The 20246-nt window shown below is 69.5% G+C and carries 14 protein-coding genes; 7 read left to right on the forward strand and 7 right to left on the reverse strand.

Features of this window, described 5'->3' with window-relative positions; translation table 11 throughout:
• Positions 1-915: 915 nt before the first annotated feature.
• Positions 916-1677 carry a DUF4253 domain-containing protein gene (locus AMYBE_RS0136930; RefSeq protein ID WP_020664427.1) on the reverse strand — a complete coding sequence of 254 codons (762 nt, stop codon included), beginning with the start codon at positions 1675-1677 and terminating at the stop codon, positions 916-918.
• Between the two features lie 336 nt (positions 1678-2013).
• Complete coding sequence (locus AMYBE_RS0136935; protein WP_027928407.1) at positions 2014-3660, reverse strand: DNA repair helicase XPB; 1647 nt, start codon at positions 3658-3660, stop codon at positions 2014-2016.
• Positions 3661-3738: 78 nt separating this feature from the next.
• On the opposite strand from AMYBE_RS0136935, the gene AMYBE_RS0136940 reads away from it, so the two are divergent.
• Positions 3739-4359 carry an LppU/SCO3897 family protein gene (locus AMYBE_RS0136940; protein ID WP_020664429.1) on the forward strand — a complete coding sequence of 207 codons (621 nt, stop codon included), beginning with the start codon at positions 3739-3741 and terminating at the stop codon, positions 4357-4359.
• Positions 4360-4445: 86 nt separating this feature from the next.
• Here the strand turns inward: AMYBE_RS0136940 and AMYBE_RS0136945 are convergent, their stop codons facing one another.
• Positions 4446-5414, reverse strand: coding sequence for an ABC transporter substrate-binding protein (locus tag AMYBE_RS0136945; RefSeq protein ID WP_020664430.1), 969 nt, complete (start codon positions 5412-5414; stop codon positions 4446-4448).
• Between the two features lie 200 nt (positions 5415-5614).
• Between AMYBE_RS0136945 and AMYBE_RS0136950 the strand changes: the two genes are divergently transcribed.
• From AMYBE_RS0136950 to AMYBE_RS0136965, 4 genes are all read left to right on the forward strand, one after another.
• On the forward strand, positions 5615-8368 hold the full coding sequence (locus AMYBE_RS0136950) for a sensor histidine kinase (RefSeq protein WP_051125042.1): 2754 nt from the start codon (positions 5615-5617) through the stop codon (positions 8366-8368).
• Positions 8365-9042 (forward strand): copper homeostasis protein CutC, encoded by a 678-nt coding sequence (locus tag AMYBE_RS0136955; RefSeq protein ID WP_020664432.1) that lies wholly within the window; start codon positions 8365-8367, stop codon positions 9040-9042. The genes AMYBE_RS0136950 and AMYBE_RS0136955 overlap by 4 nt, the downstream gene beginning before the upstream one ends.
• Positions 9043-9380: 338 nt before the next feature.
• Positions 9381-11021, forward strand: coding sequence for a S53 family peptidase (locus tag AMYBE_RS0136960; RefSeq protein ID WP_020664433.1), 1641 nt, complete (start codon positions 9381-9383; stop codon positions 11019-11021).
• Positions 11022-11137: 116 nt separating this feature from the next.
• The gene (locus AMYBE_RS0136965; protein WP_020664434.1) at positions 11138-12364 is read left to right on the forward strand and encodes an acyl-CoA dehydrogenase family protein; all 1227 of its coding nucleotides are present in this window, start codon (positions 11138-11140) and stop codon (positions 12362-12364) included.
• A 135-nt stretch (positions 12365-12499) separates the two neighbouring features.
• Here AMYBE_RS0136965 and AMYBE_RS0136970 read toward each other — a convergent pair whose 3' ends face one another.
• From AMYBE_RS0136970 to AMYBE_RS0136985, 4 genes are read right to left on the reverse strand one after another with little or no spacing between them, the layout of a single operon-like run.
• Positions 12500-13393 carry an ABC transporter ATP-binding protein gene (locus AMYBE_RS0136970; RefSeq protein WP_020664435.1) on the reverse strand — a complete coding sequence of 298 codons (894 nt, stop codon included), beginning with the start codon at positions 13391-13393 and terminating at the stop codon, positions 12500-12502.
• 14 nt (positions 13394-13407) lie between these two features.
• Positions 13408-14238 carry an ABC transporter permease gene (locus tag AMYBE_RS0136975; RefSeq protein ID WP_020664436.1) on the reverse strand — a complete coding sequence of 277 codons (831 nt, stop codon included), beginning with the start codon at positions 14236-14238 and terminating at the stop codon, positions 13408-13410.
• Positions 14235-15002, reverse strand: a complete 768-nt coding sequence (locus AMYBE_RS0136980; RefSeq protein WP_020664437.1) for an ABC transporter permease — start codon at positions 15000-15002, stop codon at positions 14235-14237. Before AMYBE_RS0136980 ends, AMYBE_RS0136975 begins: the two co-directional genes overlap by 4 nt.
• Position 15003: 1 nt before the next feature.
• Positions 15004-15966, reverse strand: a complete 963-nt coding sequence (locus AMYBE_RS0136985; protein WP_020664438.1) for an ABC transporter substrate-binding protein — start codon at positions 15964-15966, stop codon at positions 15004-15006.
• A gap of 706 nt (positions 15967-16672) precedes the next feature.
• Here AMYBE_RS0136985 and AMYBE_RS0136990 point away from each other — a divergent pair.
• A complete protein-coding gene (locus AMYBE_RS0136990; protein ID WP_020664439.1) occupies positions 16673-19759 on the forward strand; it encodes a sensor histidine kinase in 3087 nt (1028 codons plus the stop codon).
• A complete protein-coding gene (locus AMYBE_RS0136995; RefSeq protein ID WP_027928410.1) occupies positions 19756-20232 on the forward strand; it encodes a roadblock/LC7 domain-containing protein in 477 nt (158 codons plus the stop codon). The genes AMYBE_RS0136990 and AMYBE_RS0136995 overlap by 4 nt, the downstream gene beginning before the upstream one ends.
• The last annotated feature ends 14 nt before the right edge of the window (positions 20233-20246 follow it).

Here is a 20246-nt window from a genome sequence, read left to right on the forward strand (position 1 = left end):
CCAAGTCTCTCAAGGGGCCCTTCACGGACAGATCGCCAAACTGGTGCCAGGCTGCGCAGGTATCACGAAAATCACCAGGTGAGACCTGCTCTGAGTAGGCTACGGGCACGAAAAGCATCGATCCGGGTTGAGGGCCAGCCTTGGTGAGGGTTGCCAGGGGGACCCGGGCAGTTCTCCTGACCCGGCGAGCGGGCCGGTACCAGACGGGAGCCCAGAACCGGGCGCAGGGGAAGGCTGAGCGCGGCTGCGGGTGCGCTGCGGAGCGGCGCGGCAGGTGCGGCGACGGGTACACCGCTAAGCGCTGCTGCGGGGGCAAGGCTGAGCCCAGAACCGGGCGCGGATGCAAGGTTGAGCGCGGCTGCCGGTACGCCGCAGAGCGGCCCCTCCTCCGGGGCCGGGTCGCTCCGGTTCAACCGCAGGTGAGGTCCGCAGTTGATCTTGAGCGTGTTTTTCCAGCCCGATCCCCGTCCGGTTTCGACGGGTGAGCCTCGAAGCAGCGGGCTGGCGGATCCCGTCAGTCTGATTTCGGCTCCCAGTTTTCTGCGCGGGGCGTTCCCGTGCGGACGGTTGCGGTAGACCTTGCCGCGCGGCCGTTTTCCGGACGTCTGACCTAGATAATGGGACAGATGTCCCAATCGAAGGGACGTGGGTCTCATTTCGCTGACTCCGGAGCCTGATCGTCGGATTGACGGTTTGAGCCGGGGAGGGAACGGAAGGCGGCGCGGGCTATCCCGGCCGGAGGCCTGGCCGATCAGCTGGGCTGCTTCCTTGGCGACCGGTCCAGGTCGCCCGCTGGACTTGCCCGAGGCGGGTTCGGCGGATGGCCGCCCGATCGCCGAAAGATGGAGGCTAACCCCGTCGCGCGGCCGCACCCGGCCTGGCATGCGCCCATCCCCGCCTCGGTCGCTCATCCCGTCAGGCCCACGAGAATCGCCACCTTCGGGACTGCACCAGAGTTGCCGCGTATTCGCGGAGGTTTCCTGGTTGGGCCAAGTAGGTCGGGAGGCTGAAGGCTCGATGCTCGGCCGCCACCGTCAAGGCTCGGGCAGGGGTTCTCGGCGGGGCCGAGACGGACAACTCGATCGCGTCGAAGCCCAGCGCCACCAAGGTCGCGCCGAAGCGGTCTTCCCAGCTGCGCAGGACTGCCGACAGTTCCGCGACCTGGTCGGTGGACTTGATCATGCCGGTCCAGCCGATCAGCGCCGGGACGTCCGCTGGGCGTTCGGTTTGGACCAAGCCCAGCCGGTGCCGGGTGTGCGCGGCCAGGATCGAGCCGGTGTTTCCGGCTTCGGCCAAGGGGTCCGAGCGGCGGTGCGAGCGTTTCGCCAAGCCGGGGAAGCGAGTTCCGAACGGGCGCAGGCAGGCACCGTCGCAGCAGGAGGTGTCCCACCAGCGCGCCAGGACTTCGCCCGGGTCCGCGGCGTCGACTCGGTGGCCGGCCGGGGCCAGCCTGCCTCGGTCGTCCAGCCAGTCTTCGCCTCGGGCGGCGAAGCGCTGATCGTGCGGGACCAGGACCGGCCACAGGCCGGAGCGTTCGAACTCCGCGACGCAGCTCAGATAACGCTGGGGCTGGGACAGCGGCTCGTCCGACACCCAGATCCGGCCGTGCCAGCGGCCGGGCGGCAAGGTCTGGACCGGCGGTGCGCCGATGCCAGGGCGGAACGGTGCGATCGTCATGAGCTTCCCCTCGAACTGGTGTTCGGTTCCTGCATATCGAACAGTAGTTCGAACCACCGACAATTTCCAGGCGGAGGCGGGTTCATCCGTTCGGGTGAACTCAGGGAAAGCCCAGGTCAGCGCCAGGCGAGGCGGGGGATTTGGATCATCGAGAACAGGGCCGTGCGACAGCCAGCGCGACGATCGCCGCGTGGCGGAATGCTGACGCGATCCGTCGCCGGTCGAGGTCGGCCCGCCTGGAAGCGTCCGCGAAACATCGTCGCCGACGCGCGAATGACGTCGGCGAACCACGGCTACCGCCGCGCGCTGGCCGTTTCTGGTATCTCGGTTCCTAGTTCAGAGGGGTCGGCGCAGGTCCTCGGCATCGACAATGTGATACGCGTACCCCTGCTCGGCGAGGAACCGCTGCCGGTGCGCCGCGTACTCGGTGTCCACGGTGTCCCGCGAGACGATCGAGTAGAAGTGCGCCTGCCGTCCGTCGCCCTTCGGCCGCAGCAGCCGGCCGAGCCGCTGCGCTTCCTCCTGTCGCGACCCGAACGTGCCGGACACCTGGATCGCCACCGACGCTTCCGGCAGGTCGATCGAGAAGTTCGCCACCTTCGACACCACCAGCGTGCGCAGCTCGCCGTTACGGAACTTGTCGAACAGCTCCTCGCGTTCCTTGTTCTTCGTCGCGCCCTGGATCACCGGGGCTTCCAGTTCCGCGCCCAGCATCTCCAGCTGGTCCAGGTACGCGCCGATGACCAGGGTCGGCTCGCCGGCGTGCTTGTCCACAATGGACTTGATGACCGGCATCTTGGTCATCGCGGTGGCGGCCAGCTTGTATCGCTCGTCCGAGTCCGCGGTGGCGTACTGCAGCCGCTCGTTGTCGGTGAGCGTGACCCGCACTTCGGTGCATTCCGCGGGCGCGATCCAGCCCTGCGCCTCGATGTCGCGCCACGGCACGTCGTACCGCTTGGGACCGATCAGCGAGAACACGTCGCCCTCGCGGCCGTCCTCGCGCACGAGCGTGGCCGTGAGGCCGAGCCGGCGCCGGGACTGCAGGTCCGCCGTCATCCGGAACACCGGCGCGGGCAGCAGGTGCACCTCGTCGTAGACGACCAGGCCCCAGTCGCGCGAATCGAACAGCTCCAGGTGCCGGTACTCGCCCTTGGTCTTGCGCGTGACCACCTGGTAGGTCGCGATGGTGACCGGCCGGATCTCCTTCTTTTCGCCGGAGTACTCGCCGATCTCGTCCTCGGTGAGCGACGTGCGCGCGACCAGTTCGCGCTTCCACTGCCGCCCGGCCACGGTGTTGGTGACCAGGATCAGCGTGGTCGCGCTGGCGTGCGCCATCGCGGCCGCGCCGACCAGTGTCTTGCCCGCGCCGCAGGGCAGCACGACGACACCGGACCCGCCCGCCCAGAACGCCTCGGCGGCCTTGCGCTGGTAGTCGCGCAGGTTCCAGCCTTCTTCCGCCAGATCGATCGGGTGCGCCTCGCCGTCGACGTACCCGGCAAGGTCCTCGGCCGGCCAGCCGACTTTCAGCAGCGCCTGCTTCAGCCGGCCGCGTTCGGACGGGTGCACGATCACCGTGTCGTCGTCGATCCGCGCGCCCAGCATCGGGCTGATCTTCTTGTTGCGCGAGACCTCTTCCAGCACCGCGCGGTCGATCGTGGTCATGACCAGCCCGTGCGCCGGGTCGTTGGCGATCTGCAGCCGCCCGAACCGGCCCATGACGTCGACCACGTCGATCAGCAGCGGCTGCGGCACCGGGAACCGCGAGTACGTGGTGAGCGCGTCCACCACCTGCTCGGCGTCGTGCCCGGCGGCGCGCGCGTTCCACAGCGCCAGGGGCGTGATCCGGTAGGTGTGCACGTGCTCGGGCGCGCGTTCGAGCTCGGCGAACGGCGCGATCGCGATCCGCGCGTCGTCCGCACGCGGGTTGTCGACCTCGAGCAGCACGGTTTTGTCGGACTGGACGATCAAGGGGCCATCAGTCACCTCTCCTTTATACGTTCCCTGCCGGACCGGCTCCGAGGGATGCCAAGATGGCGAGACGAACCCCGCGAAGGGACTGCAGTGACCACACCTCCGTTCGACGTGCCGCCGGCCGCGGACCCGTTCCAGCCGCCGAGGTACGCCGCTGCGGCACCCAACGGCGCGAAACGCGTCTCGGGCTTGCAGAAGGGGCTCTTCGCCGGGTTGATCGCGGTGGCGCTCGGGCTCGGCACGCTGGGCGCGTTCGGAGTGGCCGCGATCGCGCGCGCGTCCGGGCCGCCGGCCGTGGGCAGCTGCCTCAACCTCGAGGCGATGAGTGCGAACACACAGAGCTACTCCGGCGTGAACTGCACTGACCGGGCCGCCACCTATCGCGTCGATGCGATCACCAAGGGCCGTGGTTCCTGCCACGGCCAGGACTACGTGCGGTTCGAGCTGTACCTGTCCGCCCGCGGCGGCAGTTCCCCGACGAACACGCTTTGCCTGGCGCTCAACGTCGCGTCCGGCGAATGCGTGCGCGATGTCTCGGACGAGACGACGGTCGCGAAGGTCGCCTGCACCGACCCGAAGGCCGAAGCCCGCGCGGCGGTGCACGTCGGGCAGCGGTCGTCGTCCGCCTGCGGCGAGAAGGACCTGCCGCTGGTTTACGTCGGACCGCCGGTGCGCACGATCTGCCTGCAGCCGACCGGCGAGAGCATCTAGAACGAACGTCCGTGAAGGGCCCCTTGAGGGACTTGGATTCCCTCAGGGGGCCCTTCACGGACGCGGGCCTGGCCGCCGAGGGTGGGTCAGGGCTGATCCGCCCCGGGAAGCATCGCCTGCACGTCCAGCCGGTTGGCCAGCTGCCCCGAGCTGTGCATCAGATCCGCGACCCGCTGCAGCCGGGTCGCGGACAGCGTCGTCGGATAGCTGCCCAGCGAGATCAACGCCGCCGTCGTCTGGTCGATATCGGAAAACGTCGGCAGCGCGTCCCGTACCACCGCCGGATCGGCCGCGGTCAGCTGCGCCTGCGACAGCACGCCGCGGAAGGCGGCGAGCGTACGAGGGTTCGCGGCGGCGAACTGCCCGGTCGCGGCATATCCGGAAGCCGGGAAATCGAGTGTGGCTCCGCTGGACCCGTCGGCGAGGATCTGCGCGCCCAGTTCCTTTTCCGCCCGGGTGAGGTAGGGCTCCACCATCAGCGCCGCGTCCGCGTCGCCGGATTGCAGCGCGGCCGGCATCTGCCCGAACGGACGGGTCACGAACTGGATCTTCGACTGGTCGACGCCCGCGGTGCCGAGCACCGAGCGCGCGGTGAGCGTGCCGATGTCGTCGGGGGAATCGACCGCGATGGTCGGGGACTTCTTCGCGGTCGGTTCGCCGTAGTCGGAACCGGGCAGGGTGACCAGCGCGATAGTGGTGCGGCCGAAGGTGTACGCCTCGCCTTGCAGCTGCAGCGAGGTACCGGACGCGGCGGCGCGGAACAGCGAGACGTCGCTGCCGAAGGTCACGTCCAGCTGGCCGGCCTTCAGTTTGTCGAGGCCGCTGTCCGTGCCCAGCTCGACGAGCCGCACGTCCAGTCCGGCTTGCCGGAACTTGCCCGCGGCGACCGCGATGCGCAAGGGAGCGGTATCGATCGGGCTCGATACGCCGACACGCAGGGTCCCCCGTTCGGGTGGCGCTGGTTGCGCAGCGTCACCAGAGCCGAACCAGGAACAGCCGGTGATCGCGAACAGGGCCGTCGTCACCAGCGCAAACGCCCGCCTGGTCGTCTTCATCTGCCGTCCCCCGCCCGGAGAATCTGTGCCTCGTGCTGGATCGTATGGGCCGCTGCCCATACGATCGCCCGCAGGGCTGCGCCTGAAGACAGGATGGCTTCCCGATCCCGGCCGCCGGAAACTACTCTTGAGTAGGTTTCCGGCCGGAACCCCGATGACGTCCGCGGGCAGAGGTCCCCGCGGTGGAAAAGGAAGCACTGGTGGCCCGTCGCGACGACCGTCCCCGTTCGGGTGACGCGACGGATGCCTCGCGCCCGGTCGGCGGCCGCTGGCGGCTGCGCAACTGGCGGTTGCGCACGAAACTCTTCGTCGTTCTGCTGATTCCCGCGCTCGCCGTGGTCGTCCTGGTCGGCCTCCGGGTGAACAGCGACCTGCGCGACGCTCGCCAGCTCGCCGAGTTCGCCGCCCGCTGCCGCGTCGACACCACGGTCGCCGAGGTGGTGCACCAGCTGCAGCGCGAGCGCGACGTCACGGTGCGGTTCGTCGCCGGCGACCGCAAGGGCGCCACCGACGTGCTCGTCGGCCAGCGTAACCGGGTGGACCTGGCGATCGGCGCGTTCGAACGATCGCTCGCGGACAGCAAGCCCCGGCTCGACCAGTCCGCGGCGAGCCATCTGCAGCAAAGTGACGACCGGCTGCGAGTGCTGGGCGGTCTCCGGTATTCGGCCGAACACTCGGCGTATCCGGCCGATGCGGTACTCCGCTCCTACAGCGAGCTGATCTCCGGGCTCCTCGACATCAGCGACACCGCGGCCGCGGATGTCACCGAGCCCGATCTCGCGCGGCTGCGGCTGGCCGGGAACGCGCTCGCGCGGATCAAGGACCAAATGTCGGTCAAGCGCGCAGTCATGTCCGAGGCGCTGGCGCAGGGCACGCTGAACCGGGACCGGACGCGCGCGCTGCTCGGCGCGGAGGCCGAGCTGGACTCCGCGCGCAACGACTACCGCACCTTCGCGACTGCGGACGAGCAGCGCATGTACGCGGACACGGTGATCGGCCTCGTGGTCGACATCGGCAACGACATGGTCGAGTCGGCGCTCACCCGTACGGAGAACAATCAGGGTCTGTCCGGTCTGGATCAGAACCAATGGGACACCGCGTCCACCTACACCGTCAATCTCGCTCATCAGGTGCAGCAGGCACTGCTCGTCAAGCTTCAGGAGAAGACGGACGCCCTCGCGGCCCAAGCCCGCGCGTCGACGATCTGGGACGGCGGCATCGTCATCGGCGTGCTGCTGGTCGCTGGCGTGCTGTCGGTGGTGATCGCGCGCTCGCTGCTGCGTCCGCTGCGCATTCTGCGCCGCACCGCGCTGGAAGTAGCCGACCACCAGCTGCCGGAGGCGGTGCAGCGGCTGCTCACCGAACCGGACCCGACACCGGAGAACATGCGGCGCCGGGCGGCGATCGCGCCGGTGCCGGTCTTCACCCGGGAAGAAGTCGGGCAGGTCGCGCGCGCGTTCGACGCGGTGCACGGCGAGGCGGTGCGGCTTGCCGCCGAACAGGCGATGCTGCGCGAAAACGTGAACGCGATGTTCGTCAACCTGTCGCAGCGCAGCCAGGACCTGGTGGAGCGGCAGTTGTCCGTGCTGGACCGGATGGAGGCGGGCGAGCAGGACCCGGACACCCTCGGCGGCCTGTTCGAGCTCGACCACCTGGCCACCCGGATGCGGCGCAACAGCGAGAATCTGCTCGTGCTGTCCGGCACCGACCTGGTGCGCGAGGACACCGGGCCGGTGGTGGCCGACGAGATCATCGGGGCCGCGCTGTCCGAGGTCGAGGACTACCAGCGGATCGAGGTGGGCCCGGCACCCGCGCTGGCGGTGCGCGGCGACGTGGTGAACGACCTCGTGCACGTGGTGTCCGAGCTGCTGGAGAACGCGACTCGCTACTCGGGCGCGCAGTCGCCGGTCACGGTGGAGAGCGCGCGGACGCCGGAAGGGGCCTGGCGGGTCGAGATCACCGACCGCGGGGCGGGGATGCCGCAGGCGGAGATCGATCGCACCAATGCCCGGCTGGCGCATCCGCCGGAGGTCGACGTCGAGGTGTCCCGCCGGATGGGCCTTTTCGTGGTCGCGACGCTGGCCGAACGGCACGCCATCCAGGTGTCGCTGCGCCTGGCCGAAGGCCGTGGGCTGACCGCGACCGTCGTGGTGCCGTCCGGGCTGATCACCGAGGCCCCGCCGCTGCCGCAGCCGCCCGCGCCGGTCGAGCCGGAACCCGCGCCGCCGCAGGACCTGTTGCCACCGCTCGCTCCGCTCGCCCCGCTGGAGGAGCCCGCCGGACCCGGGGAACCGGACGAGCTGGTCGCGCCGACGCTCGATGCCGGTCCGCTCCGCCGCGCGCCGGTGGTCGAGGACGCGCCGGCGTGGCCGGCCGAATCGGTGCGCTCGCATCTCGAGATCGACGCGCCGACCGACCGGATGCCCGCCTACCGCGACGTGCTCTCGCGGTGGTTCGACCATTCGGCGCCGGCGGAGGACCCGGCGGCGCCGGAGCCGCGGACGGTGGCGCCGATGCCGGAGGTGCCCGCGTTCGAGCCGCAGCCGGCCGCGGAAGACGAACCGCTCGCCGACGGAGCCGCCCGGTGGCAGCAGACGGTGCGCGTGCCGCCGGTCCGCGCCGAACCGGAGCCGGTGGACTGCCAGCCCGCCGAGCAGCTGGCCGAGCCGGTATTCCCGACCGCCGACCCGGACGAGCTGGCTCCGGAGTGGCCGACGCCCGAGCAGCTGGAACAAGAGGACGGCGCCGAGCCCACCTGGCCGTTCCTGCGGGTCGCCGACGTGGCGGACGGCCCCGCCGCGGCACCCCAGCGGCGGCCGATACTCTCGCTTTCCCCCGATGCGGTGCGCGCCCGGATGACGAGCCTGCAAGGCGGCTTCCGGCGCGGCAGGCACGCCCAGGGGGACAGCACCACCCCACCACCCCGTCATCGGATCGAAACGGATGAGGCATGAGCTCGAAGACCGCCCTGCTGGAAGTGATCGCGCTGGGTCCGCAGGACGCGGAGAGCGCGCAGGAGGGCGGAGCGGACCGGCTCGAACTGATCTCCGACATGGCCAATGACGGGCTGACTCCGAGCGAGGCGACCGTCCGCGACGTGCTCGCCGCGTGTGATCTCCCGGTGCGCGTGATGCTGCGTGCGGAGAACACCTTCCGCGCCGGCGCGATCGACGAGCTGTGCGCCACCGCCGCCCGGCTCGTCGCGGCGGGCGCGCGGGAATTCGTGTTCGGCTTCCTGACCGAGGACGGCGAGGTCGACGTCGACGCGTGCCAGGCGCTGCTGAAGGAGATCGACGGACGGCAGTGGACGTTCCACCGCGCTATCGACCGCGCGCGCGATCCGATCGCCGCCTACGACGTGCTCGCCGAATTGGGCTGCGACACGGTTCTGGCCGCCGGCCACCCGAACGGCGTCGGCAGCGGATTGTCGGTGCTGCAGCAGTTGGCGCGCCGGACCGACGGACCGGCATTGCTGGTCGGCGGCGGTTTGCGCCCCCAGCAAGTGCATTTGCTGCGGGCCGGCGGGGTGCGCGGCTTCCACGTGGGCGGCGCGGTGCGACCGTCCGGTTGGGACGTTCCGGTCGACGCGGCCGCGGTCCGCGAATGGGCCGAGCTCGTCAACGGCTGAGCAGGCGGGGCAAGATCGGCTTGCCGGCCAGCGAGACCTTGCCGAGACCTGACGTCCCGGCAAGGTCTTCTCATTTTCTTGACAACCGCGCGGGCGCGTGCGCGCAAGGGCCGGAAATGTCGGCGGCATCCGTATTCCTGCTTTCGGCTGGTACCGGACGAATGCGGACAGTGCGCCGCTAATCGGTTAAAAAGCGAGGTTGGTGGAAGAAAAACTAACCGTTGGAAAAGCATAGCCAAAAGTAGGTTTTTTTGTTTCGAGGGGTTTCTTAGGCTCCTGCTCGCGGGTCGGTAACCGCGATTGGCCGGCTCGGTCCCCGCCTCTCGAGAGGAATTCCCATGCGCTTGCGCAAGCTTGTCGCCGCAGCGGTCCCGCTGCCGGCCCTGCTGTGCCTGTCGGTGGCCGGCGTCGCGAACGCCGACCCACTGGTTCCCCTGACCGGAAATGCCGCGCCGCTCGCCGCCAGTGCCCGCTCCGGCGACGTGCCCGCCGCTCAGCCGATGACCGCCGCGCTGTCGCTGAAGCTGCACAACCAGCAGGCGCTGCAGAAGTTCCTCGCCGATGTGCAGGACCCGGCCTCGCCGAGTTACCACAAATTCCTCTCTCCGGAGCAATTCACTGCTGCATTCGGCCCAACGCAGGCCGAAACGGACCAGGCGGTGAATTTCCTTAAGCGCAGCGGTGCGACCGGAATCGAGGTTTCCGGAAACCGGCAGGCGATCACCTTCTCGGCCACCGCCGGGCAGCTGGAATCCGCCTTCCACACGCGCATCGGCAATTACACCGACCAGGTGACCGGCCGGAAGTTCTACGCGAACGACGCCGCGCCGGAACTGCCCGCCTCGGTCTCCGCGGTGGTCGACTCGGTCGTCGGCCTGGACAACCACGCGGTCAAGCACCACGCCAAGCCGGCCGCCGCGCCGCGCACCGTCAAGCCGGTCACGCCGACCATCCTCAAGACCGCGTACGGCACCAAGGGCCTCTCCGCCACCGGGGCGGGCGTGAACGTCGGCTTCGTCGAATTCGACGGCTACAAGAAGTCCGACATCACCGCCTACGACACGACCTACAGCCTCAAGGCGGGCTCGGTCACCACCGTGTCGGTCAACGGCGCCAACTACGACTCCAGCCCCGGCCAGGGCGAGACCGAGGTCGACCTGGACATCGAGGTCGTGCACGCGCTGGCCGCGGCCGCGAACGACTACGTGTACGAGGCCCCGAACTCCAACGCGGGCGAGCTGGCGATGTACCAGAAGATCGCGTCGGACAAGAAGGTCAGCGTCGTCTCGATCTCGTGGGGCTCCTGTGAGGCGGCGGAGGGCTCCTCGGCGGCCACCAGCGTCGACAAGGCGATCGCGACCGGCACCGCGGAGGGCATCAGCTACTTCGCCGCCGCGGGCGACGACGGCACCACCGACTGCGCCCGCCAGACCGGCAGCAAGGCGCAGGCGGTCGACTTCCCGGCGTCCAGCCCGAACGTCTCCGGCGTCGGCGGCACGCAGCTGACCGTCAACTCCACCAACGGCTACAGCAGCGAGACGACGTGGAACGACGGCGCCACCGGCGGTGCCGGCGGCGGCGGTATCTCGACCCTCTTCGCCGCGCCGTCCTGGCAGTCGAAGCAGAGCACGACCAAGCGCAAGGTCCCGGATGTCGCCGGCGACGCGGCGAAGGGCTCGGCGTACACCATCATTTCCGGCGGCCAGACCGGAAACGTCTGGGGCACCTCGGGCGCGGCTCCGCTGTGGGCCGGCTTCGCCACCCTGCAGAACGAGGTCCACAAGGGCTCGCTGGGCAACCTGAACCCGAAGTTCTACGGCATCGGCAACGGTTCTTCCTACGGGACCGGCTTCCACGACGTGACCACCGGCAACAACACCTTCAACGGCACCACCGGATTCTCCGCCGGCACGGGCTATGACCAGGTGACCGGCTGGGGCTCGTTCAACGGGACCGGACTGTCCAAGCTGATCGGCTGAACCTGATCTTCGGGGGCGGCCGGGCCGGGTTCTCCCGCCCGGCCGCTCCCGAGTTCACTTCGCTGGCCGGAACTTCCGGGCACGGCCGATTGACCTGCCGGAACCGCGCTGTTTGGATGAGCCGGGTGGATCCTCTCCTGACGACTCAACAGCAGGCACTGGTCGATCGAGCCGGCAAGCTCGCGGACGTGTTCGCGGAGCGGGCGGCCGAGCACGACCGCGAAAACACCTTCCCGTACGAGAACTACGAGGATCTGCGCGAAGCCGGTTTCCTTCGGCTGTCGGTGCCCGAGGAACTGGGCGGATTCGGCGCCGGGCTGCCGGAGATCCTGCCCGTGCTGGAACGGCTCGCGATGGGCGACGGCGCGACCGCGCTGGCCTTCACGATGCACCTGTCGCCGTTGGGTCAGTGGGCGAGCGTCTGGCGGCGCACCAAGGCGCCTCGGCTGGCGGAACTGCTGCGCAAGGCGGTCGACGGCGAGCTGATCTGGGCTTCGCTGACGAGCGAAACCGGGCTGCGCAACGACATGACCGACGCCAAGACGCAGGCGGTGCGGGTCGAGGGCGGGTTCGAGCTGACCGGCCGCAAGAGCTTCGCGACGAACTCTGCGGTCGCCACACACTGCTCGACCACCGCGCGCTATGAGGACGCCGAGGGCGGCCCTCGGCTGCTGCTGTGCCAGATTTCGCTGACCCAGCCCGGGGTTTCGATCCACCAGACGTGGAACACCATGGGCATGCGCGGCACGCAAAGCAACGACGTCGAGTTCGACAAGGTGTTCGTCGAGGACGCCGCGGTGGTGCACTCGCTGCCGGTCAAGCATCTGGACTCGCGCGTGCTGGAAACCGTATGGGCGTGGGCGATGCCGGCGTTCTCGGCGGTCTACACGGGAATCGCGGCCGGTGCGCTGGACTGGGCCGTGCGATCGCTGGTGCGGCGTGGCAAGGCCGAGGACCCGGTGCTGCAGGACGTGATCGGCGAATGCCAGATCCTGCTGGAAAGCTCGCGGGCGCTGATCTACCGGCAGGCCGACGAGGTCACCAGCCGGCGTCTGTTCACCGGCGACATCCAGGACGGCGTGGCCCGCAGCGCGGTGGTGAAGTACACCGCGGCGAACAACGCGGTGAAGGTGCTGCAGCGGCTGGTGGACGTGCTGGGCGGCATGTCGTACGCCAAGGCGCTGCCGTTCGAGCGGATGTGGCGGGACGTCCAGGCGAGCACGTTCATGCCGATGGGCAACCTGGCCGCGCGCAAGCTGATCGGCGCCAACGTGCTGGGTGTGCGGACGCTGCCGGAGATCGGCCCGGACGAGACCGGGCCGGATTCCCGGGCCAAGGAATGAGCCGCACCTCCCCAGGGCGCCGCTTGTCCGTGAAGGGCCCCTTGAGGGACTTGGATTCCCTCAAGGGGCCCTTCACGGACAGACAAGGCCGGCTGTTACCGGACCGGCAAGGCGAGTCCTTCGCGGACCGGCAGGTCAGCCCTTCTTGACGGCTTCGGCGGCGTCCGAAGAAGACTCCTTCGCGTCGTCCGATTCGGACTCGGCCACCGCGGCCGCGACTTCGGCGGCTTCCTGCTCGGCCAGATCCGCTGCGGCCTGGACCGCCGGACCGTGCAGCAACCGCGCCACTTCACCGCGCAGCGAAACGAATTCCGCCGATTCCCGGGTGGTGATCTGATCCCGTTCCGCGGGCAGGCCGACCTTCAGGTCGGCGACGATCCGGGCCGGCGACTTCGACAGCACGAGCACCCGGTCGCCCAGGTACACGCTCTCGTCGATGTCGTGCGTCACCAGCAGCACCGTGGTGCCCTGTTCGACCTGCACCCGGCGCAGCAGGTCCTCCAGTTCGAACCGGGTCTGCGCGTCCACCGACGCGAACGGCTCGTCCATCAGCAGCAGCGCCGGACGGCTCGCCAGCGCCCGCGCGATCGACACCCGCTGCTGCATGCCGCCGGACAGCTGCCACGGATACTTGCCCGCCGCGGCGGACAGGCCGACCGCTTCCAGCGCCTCGGCGGCCCGGGCGCGCCGGGTCGCCTTGTCGAGTTTGCTCCAGCGCAACGGGAATTCGACGTTCTTCGCGACCGACAGCCACGGGAACAGCGACCGGCTGTAGTCCTGGAACACCACAGCCAGATCGTCTGGCACCGAGGTGACCCGGTCGCCGTGCAGGCTCACCGTGCCGCCGGTCGGCGGGATCAGGCCGGCGATCGCGCGCAGCAGGGTGGACTTGCCGCAACCGGACGGGCCGACGATGCACGCCAGCTGCCCGGTCTCCACCGTGAACGACAGGTCGTTCACCGCGACGTGTGCGGAGTCGCCGCTGCCGTAGCGGTGGCTGAGGCCGGAGACCTCGAGCATGGTCGACATAACGGGAAACCTTCCTAGTTCCGGTTCCGGCCGGGCTGCCAGCCGAGCACCCGGCGCTCGATGCCCAGCAACGCGGCGTTGAACCCGTATCCGAGGATGCCCAGCAGCACGATCCACGCCCACATCTGGTCGAAGTCGTACGCGCGCTGGGCGGCGATCAACGCGTAGCCGATGCCGTTGAGAGCGCCGACCAGCTCGGAGATCGCCATCAGGATCAGCGCGATCGAGAGTGACAGCCGCAGCCCGGCGAAGATCTTCGGCAGCGCCGCGGGCAGCACGACCAGCCCGATCCAGTACCGCTTCGGAGTGCGGAACGCACGCGCCGTCTCCACCTTGACCTGGTCGACCGAGCGGACCCCGTCCACCGTGTTCAGCAGCACCGGCCACACCGAACCGAAGATGATCGTGGCCACCTGCATGCCCGGCCCGATGCCGAACAGCACGATGAACACCGGCACCAGCGCGGGCGGCGGGATGGCGCGGAAGAACGCGAACAGCGGCCCGACATAGTCCATCCCGGTCCGCGAACGGCCCAGCGCGGTGCCCAGCGCGACGCCGATCAGCACCGAGAGCAGCCAGCCGCCGAGGATCCGGGCGAGGCTCGGCAGGATGTGGTCGAATACCGGGTCGCCGAGGAACAGGTGTGCCGCCGGTCCGGTGAACCACAGCTTCCCGGCCGCGCCGAGGATCTGCGTCGGCGGCGGGAAGAACGGGCTCCCGGCCAGCCGGGCGGCGATCTCCCACAGCACCACGAGAACGACGAACAGCAGCCATTTGCGGGCGAACCCGCTGAGTCCGCGGCTCACCCGGCCGGGTACCGCGGACGGCTTCACGACCACACTCACGCGGCGGCTCCTTCAGCGGCGGCGTTCCATCGGAACAGCCGGTTGCCGAGCCGCTCCAGCCCCTCGTTGACGAGGTAGCCGAGGATCCCGGCGATCACCGTGCCGGCGAGCACGAGGTCCATCCGGCCCGGTCCGGAGCTGGCTTCCAGCACGAACTGCCCGATGCCGAGCTTCGCGCCGGCCAGGAATTCGGTGCTGATCACCAGGATCAGCGAAATCGCGGCGGACAGCCGGATTCCGGTGAACACGAACGGGGCGGCGTGCGGCAGCGCGACCGAGGTCAGCACGCGCGAGCGCGGGGTGCCGTAGGTGCGCGCGGTTTCCAGCAGCAGCGGGTCGATCTCGGCGAGCGCGTAGATGGTGTTGAACAGGATCGGCCACACCGCGGCGTATACGGCGAGGGTGATCTTCGCTTCCGGTCCGCCGCCGATCACCAGCAGTACCAACGGGATCAGCGCGACCGACGGGATCGGCCGGAGGAATTCGACGATCGACTTGGTCGCGTCGCGCAGCCACGGCACACTGCCGAGCAGCAGGCCGGCCGGCACCGCGATGGCGATCGAGATCAGCAGCGCGATCATCCAGGCGAGCACCGAGGCGATCGCGTCGCGGACGAACTCGACGTCGCCGAGCAACTGGCCGATCCGGGCGAACACCACGGTCGGCGGGGGCAGGTCGTTCTTGTCGATCAGGCCGGCCCGCACGACCGCCTCCCAGATCAGGAGGAAGCCGAGCAGGCCGGTCAGGTTCCGGAGAATCCGCACGTCAGGAAGCGCTGACCTGCGGGACGATCATCGACGCGACGTCGATCTTCGACGGGATCGAGTTGAACTGCTGCAACAGGTCCGGCACCCGCTGGATGCGCCGGGCGTCCAGAGTGGACTGGAAGGTCAGCAGCGTGGTGAGCTTCGCGGTCTGGGCGTCCACCTTGGAGAACTGGACCATCAGCGGCTCGATCTTGGACCGGTCGGCGGCGTCCTTGGTGGCCTTGACCATCGCGCGCTGGAACGCCGCGACCGTCTTCGGGTTCGCGTCGGTGAACTTGCCGAGCGAGCCGAAGCCCGCGGTCGGGAAGTCCTTGGTGCCGCCGGACGCGGTGTCGATGACCTCGACCGTGCCGTTGACCTTCGCCGACTGGGTGATGAACGGCTCGGTGAGGAAGCCAGCGTCCACGTCGCCGCGCTTGACCGCGGACCCGATGTCCGGGAACTTCATCGAAACCCAGGTGACGGTGGAGAAGTCCGCACCGTTGTCACGCATGACCGACTTGGTCAGGGTGTCGCAAATGGTGTTGGTCGCGGTGATCGCGATCTTCTTGTGCTCGAGGTCGTGCACGCTCTTCACCGGGCCGCCCGGCAGGGCCACAATCTCGGTGCTCTTGGGGCCGGCCGAGGAGCAGTCGGCGACCAGCTTGATGTCGCCGATGTTCTTGCTCTTGGCGATGAAGAACGGCGTGTAGCTGGAGTAGGCGATGTCCACCTCGCCGCCGATCAGCTTCGTCAGCGAAGCGTCACCGCTGGCCGCGTCGACCGTTTCGACCTCGAGACCCTCGTTCTTGAAGTAGCCGTTCTGCACCGCGAGGTGGAAGGGAGCCAGGTCGATGGTCGGCATGATCGACACCTTGATCTTGGCCTTCTCCACCCCCGAGCCGCCGCTCGTGCTGCCCGAATCGTCCGATCCGCCGAGCAGACCGCATCCGCTCGCGGTCATCGCGACACCGCCGGCCATCGCGAGCGACAGGAATCCGCGCCTGCCGTAGGTGCGGCGGCTGCTCGCTGCTTCATCAAACAAGGTCGCTCCTAGCAAATGGGCCCGCGTCTGGGATGGACGCGGGGGGAAGGTGGCTCATTGTCCGGAGTCACGCGGCTACTGTAGAGAAACCAGTCGATCACTCACAATGGGTGTTCATATACGATTCAGAAGTGTTGCTTGTCACTCGATCAGGTGATCGAATCTCCAGGTGCACGGGGGTTTGAGGACGTCGCGTGGGTGCCCTCGATGCCTTGATCGGCTGCCCGGGTGCTCCGTGGGCAACTTCTGGAGGGTTACAAATCGGCCAAGCGTTCGCTACCCTCTGCGCTGCAGTGTGAGGGTGTGGACCACCGATGTAGTGAGAGCAAGCCTTGGGAAAAAGGCACTCCGCAACCGCAGGCGCCGAGTCAGCGGTGGGTGGCCTCGGCCGAACGGACCACAAGATCGACCACGTGCGGGGACCGAACGTCATGCCAGACCTGAACCGATTCCGCGCCCGAGGCGGCGAGCGACCGCGCCAGGAAGTCGATCTTTTCACCCGTAAGGGTGTAACGGCTCGGTCAGCGGTCCAGGCCGATCTGGTCATGGACCACCTGCCGGGAGCGTGCGCGTAGTGGCCAGGAGCACGGCAGGTTCGGAATCAGCGGGCTCATCGGGTCCGGACGGCTTTGGTGGTGCGGCGGTGCCGAACGGAGAGACCCCGGGCGCGGCGGAGGCTCCCGCCGAGCAGAATCCGGCCAGCCCGCGGCAGCGGTCCTGGCTGGCTCTCGCCAACTGGCGGTTGCGCTCCAAGCTCGCCCTCATCCTCATCATCCCCACGCTGACCGCGCTCGTGCTCGGTGTTCTGCAAGTGGTCGGCAACGTGCGCTCAGCGGTCGACCTGGGCCACACCGCCGACCAGGTCGCGTTCGCCGAGAAGGTCACCGCGGTCGTGCACGACCTGCAGCGCGAGCGCGCACTGGCGGTCATCCGGGTCTCGTCGAACGACCCGCTGCGCCAAACCGGCCTCGACGCGCAGATCGCCAAGGTCGACCACGACGTGGACGAACTGCGCAACGCCGCGGTCAACCTGGACAGCACCGACCAGGCCGCCAGCGACCGGTACGCGCACGGCCTCCAGCGCCTCGACGCGCTGCGCCCGCTGCGCGAGGCGATGGCCAACGGCTACTCCGACCGCGCGATCCTCGACACCTACTCCTCGGTGCTCGACGCGCTGATCCAGCTCGGCCGCGAGGTCACCACCGCCACCACCGACCGGGACCTGCTCCGGGTCGGCAACAGCACCCAGGCGATCAGCGAGGCGAAGGAATACATCCTCCGCGGCGACTCCGCGCTGCAGATCGCCGCGTTCCGCAACGACTTCCCCGGCAACCTCCTCGACGAGACCCGAGCCGCCGAGGCCAGTGGCGACGCGCAGATCAGCGCCTTCCTCACCAACGCCACGCCCGACCAGGTGCAGCTGTACAACGACACCTACTCCGGTCCCGAGGTCGACGAACGGCGCCGGCTGCAGACCCAGGCGTTCGCCTCCGCCCAGCAGAACAAGCCGCTGAACATCGAGCCGACCGGGCTCGGCCAGGACTCCGCGGTCGCCGCCGACAAGCTCCGTGCGGTCGAGGCGTCGCTGCTGAGCCAGATGCGCGCCCAGGCCGACAGCCTGGCCAGCAACGCGGTCCGCTCGGCCTGGGTCGCCGGGGTCGTGGTGCTCGCCGCGCTGATCGCCGCGCTGATGCTGATGCTCGTCATCGCCCGGCTCATGCTGCGCCCGCTGCGGGTGCTGCGGAAGACCGCGCTGGACGTCGCCTACACCCGGCTGCCGGAAACCGTGCAGGCGATCCTGGACGACCCGGACCCGGTCAACGCCTCGAAGAAGGCGGTCGCACCGGTGCCGGTCGACTCTCGCGACGAGATCGGCGAAGTGGCGCGCTCGTTCGACGTGGTCCACGAGCAGGCCGTCAAGATGGCCGCCGAGCAGGCGCTGCTGCGCGAGAACGTCAACGGCATCTTCGTGAACCTCTCCCGGCGTTCGCAGCGGCTGGTGGAACGCCAGCTCGGCGTCATCGACCGGCTCGAGGCCGACGAGCAGGACCCGGACCATCTCGCCAGCCTGTTCGAGCTCGACCACCTGGCCACCCGGCTCCGCCGCAACGGCGAGTCGCTGCTGGTGCTCTCGGGCGCCGGCCTGGCGAAGTCGGTGCCCAAGCCGGTGCCCGCGGCCGACGTCATCGGCGCGGCGGTGTCGGAGATCGAGCAGTACGCCCGGATCGAGATCGGCATCGTGCCCGAGGTCGCGGTGCAGGGCCTGGCGATCCACGACCTCGTGCACGTGCTCGCCGAGCTGCTCGACAACGCGACGTACTTCTCCGAGCCGGAAACCAAGATCACCGTCCGCGCGGTCATCACCCGCAAGAAGGCGCTGGCGATCCAGGTCACCGACCACGGCGTCGGGATGAGCGAGGAACGCCTCGCCGAGGTCAACGAGCGCCTCGCCGACCCGCCGGACCTGGACGTGTCGGTGACCCGGCGGATGGGTCTGTACGTGGTCGCGCGGCTGGCCCAGCGCCACGGCATCGAGGTGCGGCTGCGCGAGAACGAGGACATCGAGGGCGGCGTGATCGCCCGGGTCGTGGTTCCGATGGAGCTGCTCACCCAGGTCCGGGCGGCGACCCCGCCGGCGCTGCGGCACACCCCGCCGCCACCGAACCGCAACGAGATCTCGCACCCGAGCCTGCCGCCGCTGAACCGCGAGCCGGAACCGCTGCCGCCGATCACCCCGCCGCCCGCCGCGGCGGAGCTGACCGAGGCGATCGGCTCGCCCGCGTCGGCCGCCGGTGCGGCCGAGAACGGCGGACTGGTCCCGCTCGACCAGCCGATCAGCCTGGACGACCTGGTGGCGGGCAACCGCGCGGCCGGCCCGTTCCTGAGCCCGGCGGTGCCGGCTTCGGAGGTGCCGGCCTGGCCGACCGCCGAGGACCTCGCCCCGCTCACCCGGGACACCAACGGCGACGGCGCGAGCCTTACGCAGACCGAGTTCGCGCCGCTGGCGTTGCCGAAGCGCGAGCCGAGGTACGTCGCGCCGGAAGCGCCGAAGGAAACGCCAGCCGAACCCGACGCTTCCGCGGCGCTCGAGGACGACGTTCCGACCCGGCGGCTGCCGATCTACCAGTCGGTGCTGTCGCGCTGGTTCAGCGAGGGCGAAGACGGCGACACTGGCGCCTCGGCGGAATCCGCGGCCGCGCCCGAGGCCCCGGCCGCCGAGGCGAACGGGGCCGATCTGACCGCCGAAGCGAACGGGTCCGACCTGGCGACCGAGCCGGTGTCCCGGCCCGAACCGGCGGCGAAGGCGGCTCCGGTCGAGTCGACCCCGCTCTACCCCGGCACGGACGAACCGGACGACAGCTGGCACAGCGTCTCCGACGAGGGCTGGCAGGCGGCGCAGTCGCTGCTGGAGTCCAAGAACGAGGAGATGACCTCCGCCGGGCTGCCCAAGCGCGTGCCGAACGCGTATCTGGTCCCGGGCTCGATCGGCAACGCGCCGGAACCGGCGCAGCAGAACTCGTTCACCGACGCGACCTCCGGAATGCCCGGAACGGGTGCGATCACCCGCTCGGCGACGGCTGCCCGCAGCCGGATGGCAAGCTTCCAGCGTGGGTACAAGTCCGGACGGCATGCGCTGAAGGAGCGGCCGCCGGAAGCCCGGCTCGACGAGGACGGGGTTCGCGTCACCGGGGCCGGGTATGTGAGCGACAGCAGTGAGGAGCGAGAGTGACACGGGCGGGAGTGCAGCCGGGAGGCGGCTCGGTGCAGCCGAACGGCAGGCAGGTCGGCGCCACCGCGGCGGGCAGCTTCGCATGGCTGATCACGGACTTCGTCCACCGAGTGCCCGGTGCGGCGCACGCGGTGGTCGTCTCGGCGGACGGTCTGCTGCTCGCGTCTTCGCGCGGGCTGCCGAAGGACCGGGCGGACCAGCTCGCGGCCGTCGCCTCGGGGCTGACCAGCCTCGCGCGCGGCGCGGCGAAGGTCTTCGAAGGCGGCCCGGTCGCGCAGACCGTGGTCGAGATGGCGAACGGATTCCTCTTCTTGATGTCGGTGTCCGACGGCTCGTGCCTCGCGGTGCTGGGCTCGCCGGAGAGCGACATCGGCTTGGTGGTGTACGAAATGACGCTGCTGGTCGAACGGGTCGGTCAGCAGCTGACACCGGAGATGCGGGCACAACTGCAGGGCGCTGCGGTCCGTCGCTAGGCGGACCTAGGACT

Source organism: Amycolatopsis benzoatilytica AK 16/65 (genome assembly GCF_000383915.1).
Taxonomy (GTDB): Bacteria; Actinomycetota; Actinomycetes; order Mycobacteriales; family Pseudonocardiaceae; genus Amycolatopsis; species Amycolatopsis benzoatilytica.

What these genes read in the sequence shown, in the direction of transcription:
- AMYBE_RS0136945 (WP_020664430.1), bottom strand. Translation starts at nt 5,414, where the DNA reads ATGAAGACGACCAGGCGGGCGTTTGCGCTGGTGACGACGGCCCTGTTC.
- AMYBE_RS0136930 (WP_020664427.1), bottom strand. Translation starts at nt 1,677, where the DNA reads ATGACGATCGCACCGTTCCGCCCTGGCATCGGCGCACCGCCGGTCCAG.
- AMYBE_RS0136960 (WP_020664433.1), top strand. Translation starts at nt 9,381, where the DNA reads ATGCGCTTGCGCAAGCTTGTCGCCGCAGCGGTCCCGCTGCCGGCCCTG.
- AMYBE_RS0136970 (WP_020664435.1), bottom strand. Translation starts at nt 13,393, where the DNA reads ATGTCGACCATGCTCGAGGTCTCCGGCCTCAGCCACCGCTACGGCAGC.
- AMYBE_RS0136985 (WP_020664438.1), bottom strand. Translation starts at nt 15,966, where the DNA reads ATGGCCGGCGGTGTCGCGATGACCGCGAGCGGATGCGGTCTGCTCGGC.
- AMYBE_RS0136965 (WP_020664434.1), top strand. Translation starts at nt 11,138, where the DNA reads ATGAGCCGGGTGGATCCTCTCCTGACGACTCAACAGCAGGCACTGGTC.
- AMYBE_RS0136955 (WP_020664432.1), top strand. Translation starts at nt 8,365, where the DNA reads ATGAGCTCGAAGACCGCCCTGCTGGAAGTGATCGCGCTGGGTCCGCAG.